This is a genomic window from Streptomyces sp. NPDC094143 (genome assembly GCF_040303825.1).
Lineage (GTDB): Bacteria > Actinomycetota > Actinomycetes > Streptomycetales > Streptomycetaceae > Streptomyces.
The window spans coordinates 22599-36212 of record NZ_JBEOTZ010000002.1; the positions used below are offsets into that span (position 1 = coordinate 22599).

At 70.7% G+C, this 13614-nt stretch carries 14 protein-coding genes and 1 tRNA gene; 4 read left to right on the top strand and 11 right to left on the bottom strand.

Features of this window, described 5'->3' with window-relative positions:
• Positions 1–85: 85 nt before the first annotated feature.
• Both ABTZ58_RS02505 and ABTZ58_RS02510 read left to right on the top strand, forming a co-directional pair.
• Positions 86–160: transfer RNA gene (locus ABTZ58_RS02505), tRNA-Asp, on the top strand.
• 176 nt (positions 161–336) lie between these two features.
• Positions 337–540, top strand: coding sequence for a DUF6274 family protein (locus ABTZ58_RS02510; RefSeq protein WP_351349639.1), 204 nt, complete (start codon positions 337–339; stop codon positions 538–540).
• Between the two features lie 455 nt (positions 541–995).
• On the opposite strand, the gene bldC is transcribed toward ABTZ58_RS02510, so the two are convergent.
• Together bldC and ABTZ58_RS02520 are read right to left on the bottom strand one after the other, a co-directional pair.
• Positions 996–1202 carry a developmental transcriptional regulator BldC gene (gene bldC / locus ABTZ58_RS02515; protein ID WP_003949541.1) on the bottom strand — a complete coding sequence of 69 codons (207 nt, stop codon included), beginning with the start codon at positions 1200–1202 and terminating at the stop codon, positions 996–998.
• Positions 1203–1800: 598 nt separating this feature from the next.
• Complete coding sequence (locus ABTZ58_RS02520) at positions 1801–2646, bottom strand: DUF8083 family protein (RefSeq protein ID WP_351349641.1); 846 nt, start codon at positions 2644–2646, stop codon at positions 1801–1803.
• A gap of 222 nt (positions 2647–2868) precedes the next feature.
• Between ABTZ58_RS02520 and ABTZ58_RS02525 the strand changes: the two genes are divergently transcribed.
• Both ABTZ58_RS02525 and ABTZ58_RS02530 read left to right on the top strand, forming a co-directional pair.
• Positions 2869–3975 (top strand): Leu/Phe/Val dehydrogenase, encoded by a 1107-nt coding sequence (locus ABTZ58_RS02525; protein ID WP_351349643.1) that lies wholly within the window; start codon positions 2869–2871, stop codon positions 3973–3975.
• Between the two features lie 307 nt (positions 3976–4282).
• Positions 4283–4528: a DUF3073 domain-containing protein gene (locus ABTZ58_RS02530; protein ID WP_309095869.1), complete on the top strand. Its 246-nt coding sequence runs from the start codon at positions 4283–4285 to the stop codon at positions 4526–4528.
• Between the two features lie 80 nt (positions 4529–4608).
• Here the strand turns inward: ABTZ58_RS02530 and purM are convergent, their stop codons facing one another.
• The 9 genes from purM to purS all read right to left on the bottom strand — a co-directional run bounded on the left by purM (position 4609) and on the right by purS (position 13609).
• Positions 4609–5688 carry a phosphoribosylformylglycinamidine cyclo-ligase gene (gene purM, locus ABTZ58_RS02535; protein WP_351349645.1) on the bottom strand — a complete coding sequence of 360 codons (1080 nt, stop codon included), beginning with the start codon at positions 5686–5688 and terminating at the stop codon, positions 4609–4611.
• A gap of 45 nt (positions 5689–5733) precedes the next feature.
• Positions 5734–7263: an amidophosphoribosyltransferase gene (purF, locus tag ABTZ58_RS02540; protein WP_351349647.1), complete on the bottom strand. Its 1530-nt coding sequence runs from the start codon at positions 7261–7263 to the stop codon at positions 5734–5736.
• Positions 7264–7326: 63 nt separating this feature from the next.
• The gene (locus ABTZ58_RS02545) at positions 7327–8100 is read right to left on the bottom strand and encodes an META domain-containing protein (RefSeq protein ID WP_351349649.1); all 774 of its coding nucleotides are present in this window, start codon (positions 8098–8100) and stop codon (positions 7327–7329) included.
• 37 nt (positions 8101–8137) lie between these two features.
• Entirely contained in the window at positions 8138–8935 is a 798-nt protein-coding gene (locus tag ABTZ58_RS02550; RefSeq protein WP_351349651.1) for a maleylpyruvate isomerase family mycothiol-dependent enzyme, read from the bottom strand.
• A 5-nt stretch (positions 8936–8940) separates the two neighbouring features.
• Positions 8941–9774, bottom strand: coding sequence for a M23 family metallopeptidase (locus ABTZ58_RS02555; RefSeq protein ID WP_351349653.1), 834 nt, complete (start codon positions 9772–9774; stop codon positions 8941–8943).
• A gap of 23 nt (positions 9775–9797) precedes the next feature.
• Complete coding sequence (locus ABTZ58_RS02560) at positions 9798–10298, bottom strand: ArsR/SmtB family transcription factor (protein ID WP_351349655.1); 501 nt, start codon at positions 10296–10298, stop codon at positions 9798–9800.
• A gap of 115 nt (positions 10299–10413) precedes the next feature.
• Positions 10414–12672 carry a phosphoribosylformylglycinamidine synthase subunit PurL gene (gene purL, locus ABTZ58_RS02565; RefSeq protein ID WP_351349657.1) on the bottom strand — a complete coding sequence of 753 codons (2259 nt, stop codon included), beginning with the start codon at positions 12670–12672 and terminating at the stop codon, positions 10414–10416.
• Positions 12669–13349 carry a phosphoribosylformylglycinamidine synthase subunit PurQ gene (gene purQ / locus ABTZ58_RS02570; RefSeq protein WP_351349659.1) on the bottom strand — a complete coding sequence of 227 codons (681 nt, stop codon included), beginning with the start codon at positions 13347–13349 and terminating at the stop codon, positions 12669–12671. The genes purL and purQ overlap by 4 nt, the downstream gene beginning before the upstream one ends.
• Positions 13346–13609: a phosphoribosylformylglycinamidine synthase subunit PurS gene (gene purS / locus ABTZ58_RS02575; RefSeq protein WP_010045045.1), complete on the bottom strand. Its 264-nt coding sequence runs from the start codon at positions 13607–13609 to the stop codon at positions 13346–13348. Before purS ends, purQ begins: the two co-directional genes overlap by 4 nt.
• Positions 13610–13614 lie beyond the last annotated feature (5 nt).

Consider the following 13614-nt stretch of genomic DNA (forward strand, 5'->3'; position numbering starts at 1 on the left):
CACACCCTGGGTGAGTTCGACCCGGGGCTCCCCCTCCTGTACAGTCTCTTCTCGCAGCGCAACGCACGAAAGCGCGGCGAAACCTGGTCCTGTGGAGCAGTTTGGAGTGCTCGCCACCCTGTCAAGGTGGAGGCCGCGGGTTCAAATCCCGTCAGGACCGCAGCAGAGAGCCCGGATCTTCGGATCCGGGCTCTTTTGTCTGCCCTGCCGGCTCCCTCCGACGGCAGCCGGTGTGAGTACGGCTCCGTGCGCCCCCACGCGCCGTCTTGACGCCCCCTCAATCGGTCGGTACCCCAGAACCAGGGCCGTCCCCCGTACGGCCCGTGGAGGTGGCGTATGGCGGCATCGGCTAGGCACGAGACGCGGGCCCTGCTCCGCGCGCACCTGGCGGCCGCGTCGTCCTACCGGCACCTCACCCGGCACTGCCCGATCTGCCGTCACCTGCTGCGGCTGGCGATGGAGTCCGCCCCGCACTCCGTTCAGACGGCGAACCCCGCCGAGGACGAGGTCGCCGGGGACGGGAGCCCCGCGCCCGCATGAGGCGGCCTCAACACCCTTGCGCGCAACGGGAGCTGGGGCCGGAGGCTCCTCTACCCCACCGGCGGCCGGGCTAACAAGCCGCTCGGTATGTGACGGGTGTCACCGCATGAGTTTTACAAAGTGCGGTACTTACCCACCTCCTACAAACGGTCAATTTAATATGTGCAATTGCACCTTGTCCGAGGTGCCGCACCCAGCTGATCCGACACCCCTCCCCAGACTCCGACAAGCCCGCTCACAGCGGGTCCGGCGGCTGGTGCCCGGCGCACAAAAAAGATCGCGCTGGACCCGGCGGAGTCCAGCGCGATCGACGACGCACCCTGTTACATGCCCGGAAAGCTCTCTCTGGCTTGGGCGTGGGGCCTGTTGGGGCAGGACCCCGCGTCGCTTGGAGCTGTGGGTCCGGACGTCACGGCCAGTTGGGGGACGGACCGTTTCGCCCGGTATTCAGTTGTTCAGGCCTCGCTGCGCTGCTGCGGAATGCCCGCGAGCAGAGCGCGGACCTCGGCCTCGCGGTAGCGCCGATGCCCGCCGAGCGTGCGGATCGACGTGAGCTTGCCGGCCTTCGCCCACCGCGTGACCGTCTTGGGGTCGACGCGGAACATCGTGGCGACCTCAGCCGGGGTCAGCAGCGGCTCGGCATCAGGGGTGCGAGCGGTCATGAGCGGCCTCCTCGGGAGAACCGAACCTTCTCGGTTCTTTCCTCTAAATTCTGCACCTTGACCCGCGTTGCCCGAAATGGCGGACGCGAGTCGAGTCGGTTATAGGACGAACGGCTTGTCCTCGGCACTACAACTACACCATCTGTCCAGCCGCGTCGGCCAAACCGATGGAATTGCCCCTCCAGGTGTCCATCAGCCACGGAAGCCGATGGACCATGCCATAGCGGACAGTCACGCCGCTGTGACGATCAGTCACAGCGGCGATCAGGAGTCACGAGACCCCCCATAGCGTGCAATGCTGAGATTCCACCCATAGTGCAGCACTAGGGACGGAAGGAGCCCTCCCCGGACTCCTTGTCCTATTTTGGCATGAGGAGGGGCAAGGGGCGCAAGGGTCTCGTACGTGTAGTCCGTCACGCTTGGCCTACTTGCGAGGTACGCCCGGATCGGGTCCTACGTCCCTTGTTGACGAAGCCTCAGGAAACGCACGGCCCGCTTCAGGAACTCGGTGCGAGGACGAAACCCCAAATCGGGCGGTTCGTCAAACGTCAGTTCGTTACCGACCACGAGCGTTCCGTACGGACCGCATGGTCAGGGGTCAGTTGGCCGACCGCAGATCCCGCACCGAACGCCACCGCTCCACAAGGCGGGCGTACGCCTCCCCGGCGGCTGCGCCGTCGCCCCGGCGCAGCGCGGCGATGCCCTCGGCCACGTCGGCGGCCGAGTGGTCCGCCTCCAGGGTCCCGGCCGGCACGGCGTGCACCAGGCCGCCGTAGTCCAGCTCCACGAGCGAGCGCGGGTGGAACTCCTCCAGCCAGCGCCCGACGTCCAGCAGTCCGTCGATCAGCGGTCCCTCGTCCATGGCCTCCCGCAGGGCGCGCAGGCCCCGGGCCACCCGCCGCCGGGCCTGGACCATGGGGGTGCGGTAGCGCAGCACGGGCGGGCCGTCCTCGCCGTCACCCTTGTCGTACTCGCGCTCCTCGTCGGAGACCAGCACGAACCAGCTGATCGGCACCTGCCAGGTCGCCGTACGGATCCACGGCCGTGCGTCGGGGTTGATCGCCAGCCAGCGCTCGTAGTCCTGGGCGGCCTGGCGGCGCAGGACGGGCGGCAGGACCGCGTCCAGGACGGGCGGCGGGAGCTCCTCCGAGAGGTCCTCCAGGGCCAGCCAGCCGCGCAGCCGGGTGCGCCAGGGGCAGACGCAGACGACCCCGTCCACGTCCAGCACGAAGGCGTCCTCGCTCTCGTGCACCGGCACCGGGACCGGCGGGGTGGGCGCCAAGTCGGCCAGGGCGCCCCGGAGTTCGTCCTGGTACGAGGGACGGTCCAAACGGCGTGCGTAGCGGGCCCAGTGGCCGCGCTCCGGCTCCGGGAAGGCGGCCAGCGGTTCGTACACGCGCAAGTAGCTCGCGTAGGGGACGATCACCGAGGACACCTTGGGCACGCCTGCTCCCTCCCCCGCGCACCGCGGCGAAAACCTGCGGAACCCGCTCACGATCGCGCGGGAAATCTATGCAAATCGTCGCACGGACGTACTCCGGTCGGAGGTGATCCTGAGCACGGTGCGGCCGACGGGCCCACCAGGCTCTAATCTCATGCCCAACGGTCCCCGCCACCCGCACGGGGCCTGTCTCCACCCGCCGCAACTTACTCAGGAGTCACCACCGTGACCGACGTAACCGGCGCACCTGCTGATGTCCTGCACACCCTGTTCCACGCGGACCAGGGAGGCCATGAGCAAGTCGTGCTCTGCCAGGACCGCGCGAGCGGCCTCAAGGCCGTCATCGCCCTGCACTCCACCGCCCTGGGCCCCGCGCTCGGCGGTACGCGCTTCTACCCCTACGCGACCGAGGCCGAGGCCGTCGCCGACGCGCTGAACCTCGCCCGCGGCATGTCGTACAAGAACGCCATGGCCGGTCTCGACCACGGCGGCGGCAAGGCCGTGATCATCGGTGACCCGGAGCGGATCAAGACCGAGGAGCTGCTGCTGGCCTACGGCCGGTTCGTGGCCTCGCTCGGCGGCCGGTACGTCACCGCCTGCGACGTCGGCACCTACGTGGCCGACATGGACGTCGTCGCCCGGGAGTGCCGCTGGACGACCGGCCGCTCCCCGGAGAACGGCGGCGCCGGGGACTCCTCCGTCCTCACCGCCTACGGCGTCTACCAGGGCATGCGCGCCTCCGCGCAGCACCTGTGGGGCGACCCCACCCTGCGCGGCCGCAAGGTCGGCATCGCCGGCGTCGGCAAGGTCGGCCACCACCTGGTGGAGCACCTGCGGGCGGAGGGCGCCGAGGTCGTGATCACCGACGTGCGCGAGGACGCCGTGGGGCGGATCCTCGCCGCGCACCCCGAGGGCGTCACGGCCGTCGCCGACACCGCCACCCTGATCCGCGTCGAGGGCCTGGACATCTACGCCCCGTGCGCGCTCGGCGGCGCGCTGAACGACGACACGGTCCCGGCGCTGACGGCCAAGGTGGTCTGCGGCGCCGCCAACAACCAGCTCGCCCACCCGGGCGTGGAGAAGGACCTCGCCGACCGCGGGATCCTCTACGCGCCGGACTACGTGGTGAACGCGGGCGGTGTGATCCAGGTGGCCGACGAGCTGCACGGCTTCGACTTCGAGCGGTGCAAGGCGAAGGCGGCCGGGATCTACGACACCACGCTCGCCATATTCGCACGTGCGAAGGAAGACGGCATTCCGCCGGCTGCCGCGGCCGACCGGATCGCCGAGCAGCGGATGCACGACGCGGCCGCGGCGCGCCGGGCGCGCTGACCCCCACCGGGGCACCGCTAGTCGCACAGGTGGCCGGTACCCGCCGGTGGGCAGTTAGAGAGAACTCTCACTTCTCCCGGCGGGTCGACCGCCGATAAGTGGTTAAAATCGCGGTTGACCAGCGAGGACGGGGCGCCTCGAAGGTCCTGGGCGCGGGCACGTCATGCGGGCGACGTACCGTATGGGCGCGGGCTCAGGTACCGTGGAAGCCCTACGGACCGGTCTCTCCGCGGAGAGTCCGTGCCGGACCATGAACGCGTGTCAAGACTCTGGGGCCGTCGAGCCCCGTCGTTGAGGGGGTCGAGCCATGGGGCGCGGCCGGGCCAAGGCCAAGCAGACGAAGGTCGCCCGCCAGCTGAAGTACAACAGCGGTGGGACTGACCTCTCACGCCTGGCCGAGGAGCTGGGTGCATCGCCTTCGAATCCGCAGCCGCCTAACGGCGAGCCGTTCGAAGACGATGAGGACGACGACCTGTACGCACGGTACGCCGACCTCTACGAGGACGACGACGACGAGGACGGCCAGTCCCCGCAGCATCGTCGCGGCGCTTGACCTTGCACTGAGCACAAACCCGGTCGGTGACTCCGGTCACCGACCGGGTTCTGTGCTGCACGCAAGGTAACGACCGTGTCTCAGCCGGCGTAGTCACCGATCAGGGCGGCACCGGTAGGGTGCTCGCCCCGTTCCGTGATCTCGCCTGCCACCCAGGCGTCCACGCCACGGTCGGCGAGGGTCGCCAGGGCCACCTCGGTGGACTCCTGGGGGACGATGGCGATCATGCCCACGCCCATGTTCAGGGTCTTCTCGAGCTCCAGGCGCTCGACGCTGCCCGTACGGCCGACCAGGTCGAAGATCGGGGCCGGGGTCCAGGTGGAGCGGTCCACGATCGCGTGCAGCTCGTCGGGGACGACCCGGGCGAGGTTGGCCGCGAGTCCGCCGCCGGTGACATGGCTGAAGGCGTGCACCTCGGTGGTGCGCATCAGGGCCAGGCAGTCCAGCGAGTAGATCTTCGTCGGCTCCAGCAGCTCCTCGCCGAGGGTGCGGCCGAGCTCCTCGATGTGCGCGTCCAGGGCGAGTCCCGCCTGGTTCAGCAGGACGTGGCGGACGAGCGAGTACCCGTTCGAGTGAAGACCGGAGGACGCCATGGCGATGACCGCGTCACCCGTACGGATGCGATCCGCGCCCAGCAGCCGGTCGGCCTCCACGACGCCCGTGCCGGCGCCGGCGACGTCGAAGTCGTCCTCGCCCAGCAGGCCCGGGTGCTCGGCCGTCTCACCGCCGACCAGGGCGCACCCGGCCAGCACACAGCCCTCGGCGATGCCCTTGACGATGGCGGCGACGCGCTCGGGGTGGACCTTGCCGACGCAGATGTAGTCGGTCATGAACAGCGGCTCGGCGCCGCACACCACGATGTCGTCCATGACCATCGCGACCAGGTCGTGGCCGATGGTGTCGTAGACGCCCAGCCGGCGGGCGATGTCGACCTTGGTGCCGACGCCGTCCGTGGCGGAGGCGAGCAGGGGGCGCTCGTAGTGCTTCAGGGCGGAGGCGTCGAAGAGGCCGGCGAAGCCGCCGAGGCCGCCGAGGACCTCGGGGCGCTGGGCCTTCTTCACCCACTCCTTCATCAGTTCGACGGCGCGGTCGCCGGCTTCGATGTCGACGCCCGCGGCTGCGTAGCTGGCGCCGCCTTCGGCAATGGGTTTCTCGGACATGGCTAAAGAGAACCTTCGTGTCGTACGGCGGGGAGGACGGGCCGTCTAGGGACGGCGGATCGCGTCGGCGGCGGCCGTGGCGGCCGGGCCGGCGGCCAGCTCCGTCTCCAGCAGCTGCTTGCCGAGCAGCTCGGGGTCCGGGAGCTCCATCGGGTACTCACCGTCGAAGCAGGCGCGGCACAGGTTCGGCTTGGCGATGGTGGTCGCCTCGATCATGCCGTCGATGGAGATGTAGGCCAGGGAGTCGGCGCCCAGGGAGGTGCCGATCTCGTCGATGGTCATGCCGTTGGCGATGAGCTCGGCGCGGGTGGCGAAGTCGATGCCGAAGAAGCAGGGCCACTTCACCGGCGGCGAGGAGATCCGGATGTGGACCTCTGCGGCGCCCGCCTCGCGGAGCATGCGGACCAGGGCGCGCTGGGTGTTGCCGCGCACGATCGAGTCGTCGACGACGACCAGGCGCTTGCCCTTGATGACTTCCTTCAGCGGGTTCAGCTTCAGGCGGATGCCCAGCTGGCGGATGGTCTGCGAGGGCTGGATGAAGGTCCGGCCGACGTAGGCGTTCTTCACCAGGCCGGCGCCGAACGGGATGCCGGAGGCCTCCGCGTAGCCGATGGCGGCGGGGGTGCCGGACTCCGGGGTCGCTATGACCAGGTCGGCCTCGACCGGGGCCTCCTTCGCCAGCTTGCGGCCCATCTCCACGCGGGAGAGGTACACGTTCCGGCCGGCGATGTCGGTGTCCGGGCGGGCGAGGTAGACGTACTCGAAGACGCAGCCCTTGGGCTTCGCTTCCGCGAATCGGGAGGTGCGCAGGCCGTTCTCGTCGATGGCGACGAACTCGCCCGGCTCGATCTCGCGGACGTAGGACGCGCCGCAGATGTCGAGGGCGGCGGACTCGGAGGCGACGACCCAGCCGCGCTCCAGGCGGCCGAGGACCAGCGGGCGGATGCCCTGCGGGTCGCGGGCCGCGTACAGGGTGTGCTCGTCCATGAAGACGAGGGAGAAGGCGCCCCGGACCTGCGGCAGGACGCTGTGCGCGGCCTCCTCGATGGTCAGCGGCTTGCCTTCGTCGTCCGTCTGGGCCGCGAGGAGCGCGGTGAGCAGGTCGGTGTCGTTGGTCGCCGCGACGCGCGGGGTGCGGGTGCCCTCCTGCTTGGGCAGGTCGGCGACCATCTCGGCGAGCTGGGCGGTGTTGACGAGGTTGCCGTTGTGGCCGAGCGCGATGGAGCCGTGCCCGGTGGCACGGAACGTCGGCTGGGCGTTCTCCCAGACGGAGGCACCGGTGGTCGAGTAGCGGGCGTGTCCGACCGCGATGTGACCCTGGAGCGAACCGAGGGAGGTCTCGTCGAAGACCTGGGAGACCAGGCCCATGTCCTTGAAGACGAGGATCTGTGAGCCGTTGCTGACCGCGATTCCCGCGGATTCCTGGCCTCGATGCTGGAGGGCGTAGAGCCCGAAGTACGTGAGCTTGGCGACCTCTTCGCCCGGAGCCCAGACACCGAAGACGCCGCAAGCGTCCTGGGGGCCCTTCTCGCCGGGGAGCAGGTCGTGGTTGAGTCGTCCGTCACCACGTGGCACGCCACCGAGTGTAGGCGAGGTCGACCGTTGGTCCGAATTGGGGATACCGGACTTTCCGGTGGATCACCGCTCGGCGACAGCTCGCACACTCGTGCCGTTTTCGCTGGTCAGCGTCAGAGTTTGGTGATCGACTCCGTACTTCAGCGACCCGTCGAAAAGTCGCAGCAGGGTCTTCTCGTCGGCCATGAGTGAGTCTTCGCACATCATTCGGGTCGTGGCCGGGGGGCCGAGGGTGATATGGCCGTCGCGGACCGTGGCCTTGGCGTTCACCTTGTTGCAGCCGAGGCTGCCGGCGACGGTGCCCTTCTCCTCGTCGAAGGTGAGGTGGGCGCGGCCGCCGGCCCGGGGGCTGGTGACGGTCCACCTGGTGCCGCTCAGCCGCGCGTCCTCGGCCTTGGTCAGCCGGACGGTCTCGCCCCGGTCGGTGGTGAGGGTGAGGCGGTCGCCGTCCACCCGGGCCTCGAACTCATGGCCGGAGAGCGTGCGCGCGAGGGTCTCCTCGAACGCCATGGGCGTGTCCTCGCAGGCCATCTCCGTGGCCATGGTCCTGCCGAGCCGGACGCGGTCTCCGTCGACGGTGGCGTCGGCGCCGAAGGTGTTGCAGCCGAGGCTGCCCTCCGCCCGGCCCTCGGCGATGGTGACGTGGGCGCCGGTGGGGGCCTGGTGGGTCTTCCCGTCGGCGGTGACGCTGTCCACGCTCCACCGGACGCCGGTGACCGGCCGCTCGGCACCGACCGAGCCGCTGCCGCCGTCCGCCTTCTCGCTGCCGCAGGCCGCCATGAGCGGGACGAGCATGGCGGCGGCCGTCAGTGTCATGCGCTGCTTCTGCCTGTCCATGCCACTTCGACGGAACACCCGGGGGGATCGGTTCCCCTCATGTCATCAAGGGCAGGTGAACCGACAGGTCCGCGCGTTCCCCGCTCGCCCGCACCTGGGCGTCCCGCAGGGCCTGCGCCCAGGCCAGCCGCCCGGTCGCCAGCCGGATCCAGGTCAGCGGGTCCGTCTCGACGACGTTGGGCGGGGTGCCCCGGGTGTGCCGCGGGCCTTCCACGCACTGCACCACGGCGTACGGCGGCACCCGCACCTCCGTCGAACCGCCGGGCGCCTTCACGGCGAGCGCGTCGGCCAGCAGCCGGGTGCCGGCGGCCAGGGCCTGACGGTCGTACGGGACGTCCAGGCCGGGGACGGCGGCGTTGAGGTCGTCGGTGTGGACGACGAGCTCGACGGTGCGGGTGACCAGGTAGTCGGCGAGCGGCAGGGCGCCCGCGCCGGTGGCCAGGAGCCGGGTGCCGGGGTGTGCGGCGAGGTCGGCGGTGAAGCGCTCCTCGGCGGCGGCCAGGTGGGCGACCGGGTCGGGGTGGCGCCCGGCCAGTTCGCGGGCGTACGCGGCGATGTCCCGGGCCTCGGCCGCGATCGCGAACGGCCAGTCGAGCAGGGTGGCGTCCTGCCGGGCCGGCTCCGGCAGCTCCACCAGGCGGGAGACGGCCCGCAGGGTCATCCCGAAGTGCGCCACCAGGTCCCGGACCATCCAGTCGCCGAGCCGCGTGGGCAGGGCGAGCTGGTCGTCGCTGAGCCCGGCGACAGCGGTCCGCACGTGCCCGAACTGGGCGAGCACGGCCGCCCGGATCTTGGCGGGGTCGTAGCTGCGGGGGCGTTTCCTGGCCGGAGGCATGAGGGTCAGCCTAGGGCGGGCGTCGCGGCGGGCGCTTCGAAGGTCTCCCCGTTGCGGGGGACGCCGATCCCGCGCCAGGTGAAGGGGACGCCCCGGGCCGCGTCCGGGTCGGGGGCGTCCATCAGCTGGAAGTGCAGGTGCGGCTCGGAGGAGTTGCCGGAGTTGCCGCAGCGGGCGATCGGCTGCCCGGCCCGGACCCGGTCGCCCTGGCGGACGGTGAGACTGCCGCGCCGCAGGTGGGCGTAGGCGGCGTAGGTGCCGTCGCCGAGGTCGAGGACGACGTGGTTGCCGAGGATGCGCCGGGTGCCGCACAGCTCGCGCACCGAGCCCTCGATCAGCATGAGGTACAGCAGCCCCGGCAGGGAGGTGCGGCTGAGGTGGTCGCGCTGTCCGTCGACGACCCGTACGACCGTGGCATCGGCGACCGCGAGGATCGGGGCGCCGTGGGCCGGGAAGTCCTGGGGGCGGCGGGCGAGCGGCCACAGCCAGTGGAAGGCGGGGCGGGCACCGGGCGCTGGTTCGGCCACGACGTCGATGGCGTACGTCTGGCCGTGGGCGTGGACGCCGTGGCTGGGGGTGCGGTCGGCCGGGCTGTTCAGGGCGGACCAGCGGCCGGTGACGGGCGGGGCGACCTCGACGGGCTCGCGGGCCACCCGGGGGCTGTCCGGGGCGCCGCCCCACCGGTTGGCGACGGTGACGACCGCGTACGCGAGCACCAGCGGCAGCAGGTTGAACAGGACCGGATGGCTCCAGCCCAGGCAGACGTGGGCGGTCACCAGGCCGATGAAGAGCAGCTGGAGAACCCGGAAGGCGACCATGCCGAGCTTGCGTACGGACATCCTGTTTCCCCCTGTCTGTGTGTCTACGGGCGGGCCGTCGCCAGTGCCACCAGCAGCGGGACGACCCGGGCCGGCGGCACCTCGTAGCGGCCGCGGCCGGTCGTGTGCAGCCAGCCAGTGCCGGTGAGCCGGCTCAGGTGGTGGTAGATCTGGCCGGTCGTGCCGACCTCGTCCAGCCCGGCGAGTTCGGCGGCGGTGCGGCGGCCGCCGATGATCTCGCGCAGCAGCCGGAGCCGGACGGGGTGGCCGAGCGCCGCGAAGGACTCGGCGGCCACCGTCCCGTCGGCGTCCAGGAGGTCCTGTGTGAGGGCCGTCAGCTGCCAGGCGTACTCCTCGCCGGTCGGCAGCCGGACCGCGCCGGTGTAGAGGACGCCTCCGTCGGCGATGCCCGCGCCGGAGAGCTGCTCCCTGAGCCCGTTCAGGGCCCAGAAGTCGCCGCCGTCGACACGGGGACCGGTGCGCCGGTCGCCCTCCAGGGCCGCCAGGCGGCGTTCGAGGTCGGCGACGCGTTGCTCCAGATCCATGATGTCGAGATTACGAAAGTACGTAATTCCGTGCAACACCGTGGCGCGGGAAAGCCGTCCGGACACGGCGAAGCCCCCGCCCGGAGGGACCGGGCGGGGGCTTCGGGGCTGTCGCCTACGCCAGCAGCGCCGGGATCGTGCTCTCGTGCGCCTCGCGCAGCTCGGACAGGGTGAGCGCGAACTCGCCCTGCACGTCGACCGTGTCACCGTCGACCACACCGATGCGGGTGGCCGGGAGGCCCCGGGCGCCGCACATGTCGGTGAAGCGGAGCTCCTCGGAGCGCGGCACGGCCACGACCGCGCGGCCCGCCGACTCGGAGAACAGGAAGGTGAAGGCGTCCAGACCGTCCGGGACGATCAGGCGGGCGCCCTTGTCCCCGAGCAGCGCCGACTCGACCACGGCCTGGATCAGACCGCCGTCGGACAGGTCGTGCGCGGAGTCGATCATGCCGTCGCGGGAGGCGGAGATCAGGATCTCGGCCAGCAGCCGCTCGCGCTCCAGGTCGACCTTCGGGGGCAGACCGCCGAGGTGGTCGTGGATCACCTGGGACCAGGCCGAGCCGCCGAACTCCTCGCGGGTGTCGCCGAGGAGGTAGAGCAGCTGGCCCTCCTCCTGGAAGGCGACCGGGGTGCGGCGGGCGACGTCGTCGATGACGCCCAGGACCGCGACCACCGGGGTCGGGTGGATGGCGGCCTCGCCCGTCTGGTTGTAGAGGGAGACGTTGCCGCCGGTCACCGGGGTGCCGAGCTGCTGGCAGGCGTCCGCCAGACCGCGCACGGCCTCGGCGAACTGCCACATCACCGCCGGGTCCTCGGGCGAGCCGAAGTTCAGGCAGTCGGAGACGGCGAGCGGCCTGGCGCCGGTGGTGGCGACGTTGCGGTACGCCTCCGCCAGGGCCAGCTGGGCGCCGTGGTACGGGTCGAGCTTGGCGTACCGGCCGTTGCCGTCGGTGGCGATGGCCACGCCGAGGCCGGTCTCCTCGTCGATCCGGATCATGCCGGAGTCCTCGGGCTGGGCGAGGACGGTGTTGCCCTGCACGAAGTGGTCGTACTGGCTGGTGATCCAGGACTTGGAGGCCTGGTTCGGGGAGGAGACCAGCTTCAGGACCTGGTCCTTCAGCTCCTCGGAGGTCTCCGGGCGGGGCAGCTTGTTCGCGTCGTCCGCCTGGAGGGCGTCCTGCCAGGCGGGACGGGCGTAGGGGCGCTCGTAGACCGGGCCCTCGTGGGCGACCGTGCGCGGATCGACGTCGACGATCTTGCCGCCGTGCCAGTAGATCTCCAGGCGGTCGCCGTCGGTCACCTCACCGATGACGGTGGCGATGACGTCCCACTTCTCGCAGATCTCAAGGAAGCGGTCGACCTTCTCCGGCTCCACGACCGCGCACATGCGCTCCTGCGACTCGCTCATGAGGATCTCCTCGGGCGAGAGCGTGGAGTCGCGCAGCGGGACGTCGTCCAGGGTGACGCGCATGCCGCCCGAGCCGTTGGAGGCGAGCTCGGAGGTGGCGCAGGACAGGCCGGCCGCGCCGAGGTCCTGGATGCCGACGACCAGCTTCTCCCGGAACGCCTCCAGGGTGCACTCGATGAGGAGCTTCTCCTGGAAGGGGTCGCCGACCTGCACGGCCGGGCGCTTGGACGGCTTGGCGTCGTCGAAGGTCTCGGAGGCCAGGATGGAGGCGCCGCCGATGCCGTCACCGCCGGTCCGGGCCCCGTAGAGGATGACCTTGTTGCCGGCGCCGGAGGCCTTGGCGAGGTGGATGTCCTCGTGCCGCATGACGCCGATGGCACCGGCGTTGACCAGCGGGTTTCCCTGGTAACAGGCGTCGAAGACGACCTCGCCGCCGATGTTGGGCAGGCCCAGGCAGTTGCCGTAGCCGCCGATGCCCGCGACCACGCCCGGCAGGACGCGCTTGGTGTCGGGGTGGTCGGCGGCGCCGAAGCGCAGCGGGTCGACGACCGCGACCGGGCGCGCACCCATGGCGATGATGTCGCGGACGATGCCGCCGACGCCGGTGGCCGCGCCCTGGTAGGGCTCGACGTAGGAGGGGTGGTTGTGCGACTCGACCTTGAAGGTGACCGCGTAGCCCTGGCCGACGTCGACGACACCGGCGTTCTCGCCGATGCCGACGAGCATGGCGTCGGACTCGGGTGCCTTCTCGCCGAACTGGCGCAGGTGCACCTTGGAGGACTTGTACGAGCAGTGCTCGGACCACATGACCGAGTACATGGCGAGCTCGGCCCCGGTGGGCCGGCGGCCGAGGATCTCGACCACGCGCTCGTACTCGTCCTTCTTCAGGCCCAGTTCGGCCCAGGGCAGCTCGACGTCGGGGGTCGCGGCCGCGTGCTCGACCGTGTCCAGAGGCGTCCGGCTCATGCGTTGACCAGCTTCTTGAGGATCGAGGTGAAGAACGGGAGGCCGTCGGTGCGGCCGGTGCCGATCAGCGGCTCGACGGCGTGCTCGGGGTGCGGCATGAGGCCGACCACGTTGCCGGCCTCGTTGCTGACGCCGGCGATGTCCCGCTGCGAGCCGTTGGGGTTGAAGTCCAGGTAGCGGAAGGCGACGCGGCCCTCGGCCTCCAGCTGGTCGAGCGTGTACGCGTCGGCGACGTACTGCCCGTCGTTGTTCTTCAGCGGGATGTGGATCTCCTGGCCGGCCGTGTAGTCGGTGGTCCAGGCGGTCTCGGCGTTCTCCACCCGCAGCTTCTGGTCGCGGCAGATGAAGTGCAGGTGGTCGTTGCGCAGCATCGTGCCGGGCAGCAGGTGCGCCTCGGTGAGGATCTGGAAGCCGTTGCAGATGCCGAGCACCGGCATACCGGCCCTCGCCTGCTCCAGCAGGGGCTCCATCACCGGCGAGAAACGGGCGATGGCCCCGGCGCGCAGATAGTCGCCGTAGGAGAAACCACCGCACAGCACCACGGCGTCGACCTGCTTGAGGTCCTTGTCCTTGTGCCAGAGGGCGACGGGCTCGGCGCCCGCGAGACGGATCGCACGCTGCGTGTCCCGGTCGTCCAGCGAGCCCGGGAAAGTGACGACGCCAATACGAGCGGTCACTTCACGGCCTCCGCGACTTCCTCGACGCGGACCGTGAAGTCCTCGATCACGGTGTTCGCGAGGAAGGACTCCGCAAGATCGTGAATGCGGGCGAGGGCGGCCTCGTCGACCGGCCCGTCAACTTCCAGTTCGAAACGCTTTCCCTGGCGGACGTCCGAGATCCCCTCGAAACCCAGCCGCGGCAGTGCGCGCTGCACCGCCTGGCCCTGGGGGTCGAGGATCTCCGGCTTGAGCATGACGTCGACTACGACGCGTGCCACTGGCA

Coding starts and splice junctions, on each gene's coding strand:
- ABTZ58_RS02510 (WP_351349639.1), top strand. CDS start 337: ATGGCGGCATCGGCTAGGCACGAGACGCGGGCCCTGCTCCGCGCGCAC.
- bldC (WP_003949541.1), bottom strand. CDS start 1,202: ATGACCGCTCGCACCCCTGATGCCGAGCCGCTGCTGACCCCGGCTGAG.
- ABTZ58_RS02530 (WP_309095869.1), top strand. CDS start 4,283: ATGGGGCGCGGCCGGGCCAAGGCCAAGCAGACGAAGGTCGCCCGCCAG.
- purM (WP_351349645.1), bottom strand. CDS start 5,688: ATGTCCGAGAAACCCATTGCCGAAGGCGGCGCCAGCTACGCAGCCGCG.
- ABTZ58_RS02545 (WP_351349649.1), bottom strand. CDS start 8,100: ATGGACAGGCAGAAGCAGCGCATGACACTGACGGCCGCCGCCATGCTC.
- ABTZ58_RS02550 (WP_351349651.1), bottom strand. CDS start 8,935: ATGCCTCCGGCCAGGAAACGCCCCCGCAGCTACGACCCCGCCAAGATC.
- ABTZ58_RS02555 (WP_351349653.1), bottom strand. CDS start 9,774: ATGTCCGTACGCAAGCTCGGCATGGTCGCCTTCCGGGTTCTCCAGCTG.
- ABTZ58_RS02560 (WP_351349655.1), bottom strand. CDS start 10,298: ATGGATCTGGAGCAACGCGTCGCCGACCTCGAACGCCGCCTGGCGGCC.
- purL (WP_351349657.1), bottom strand. CDS start 12,672: ATGAGCCGGACGCCTCTGGACACGGTCGAGCACGCGGCCGCGACCCCC.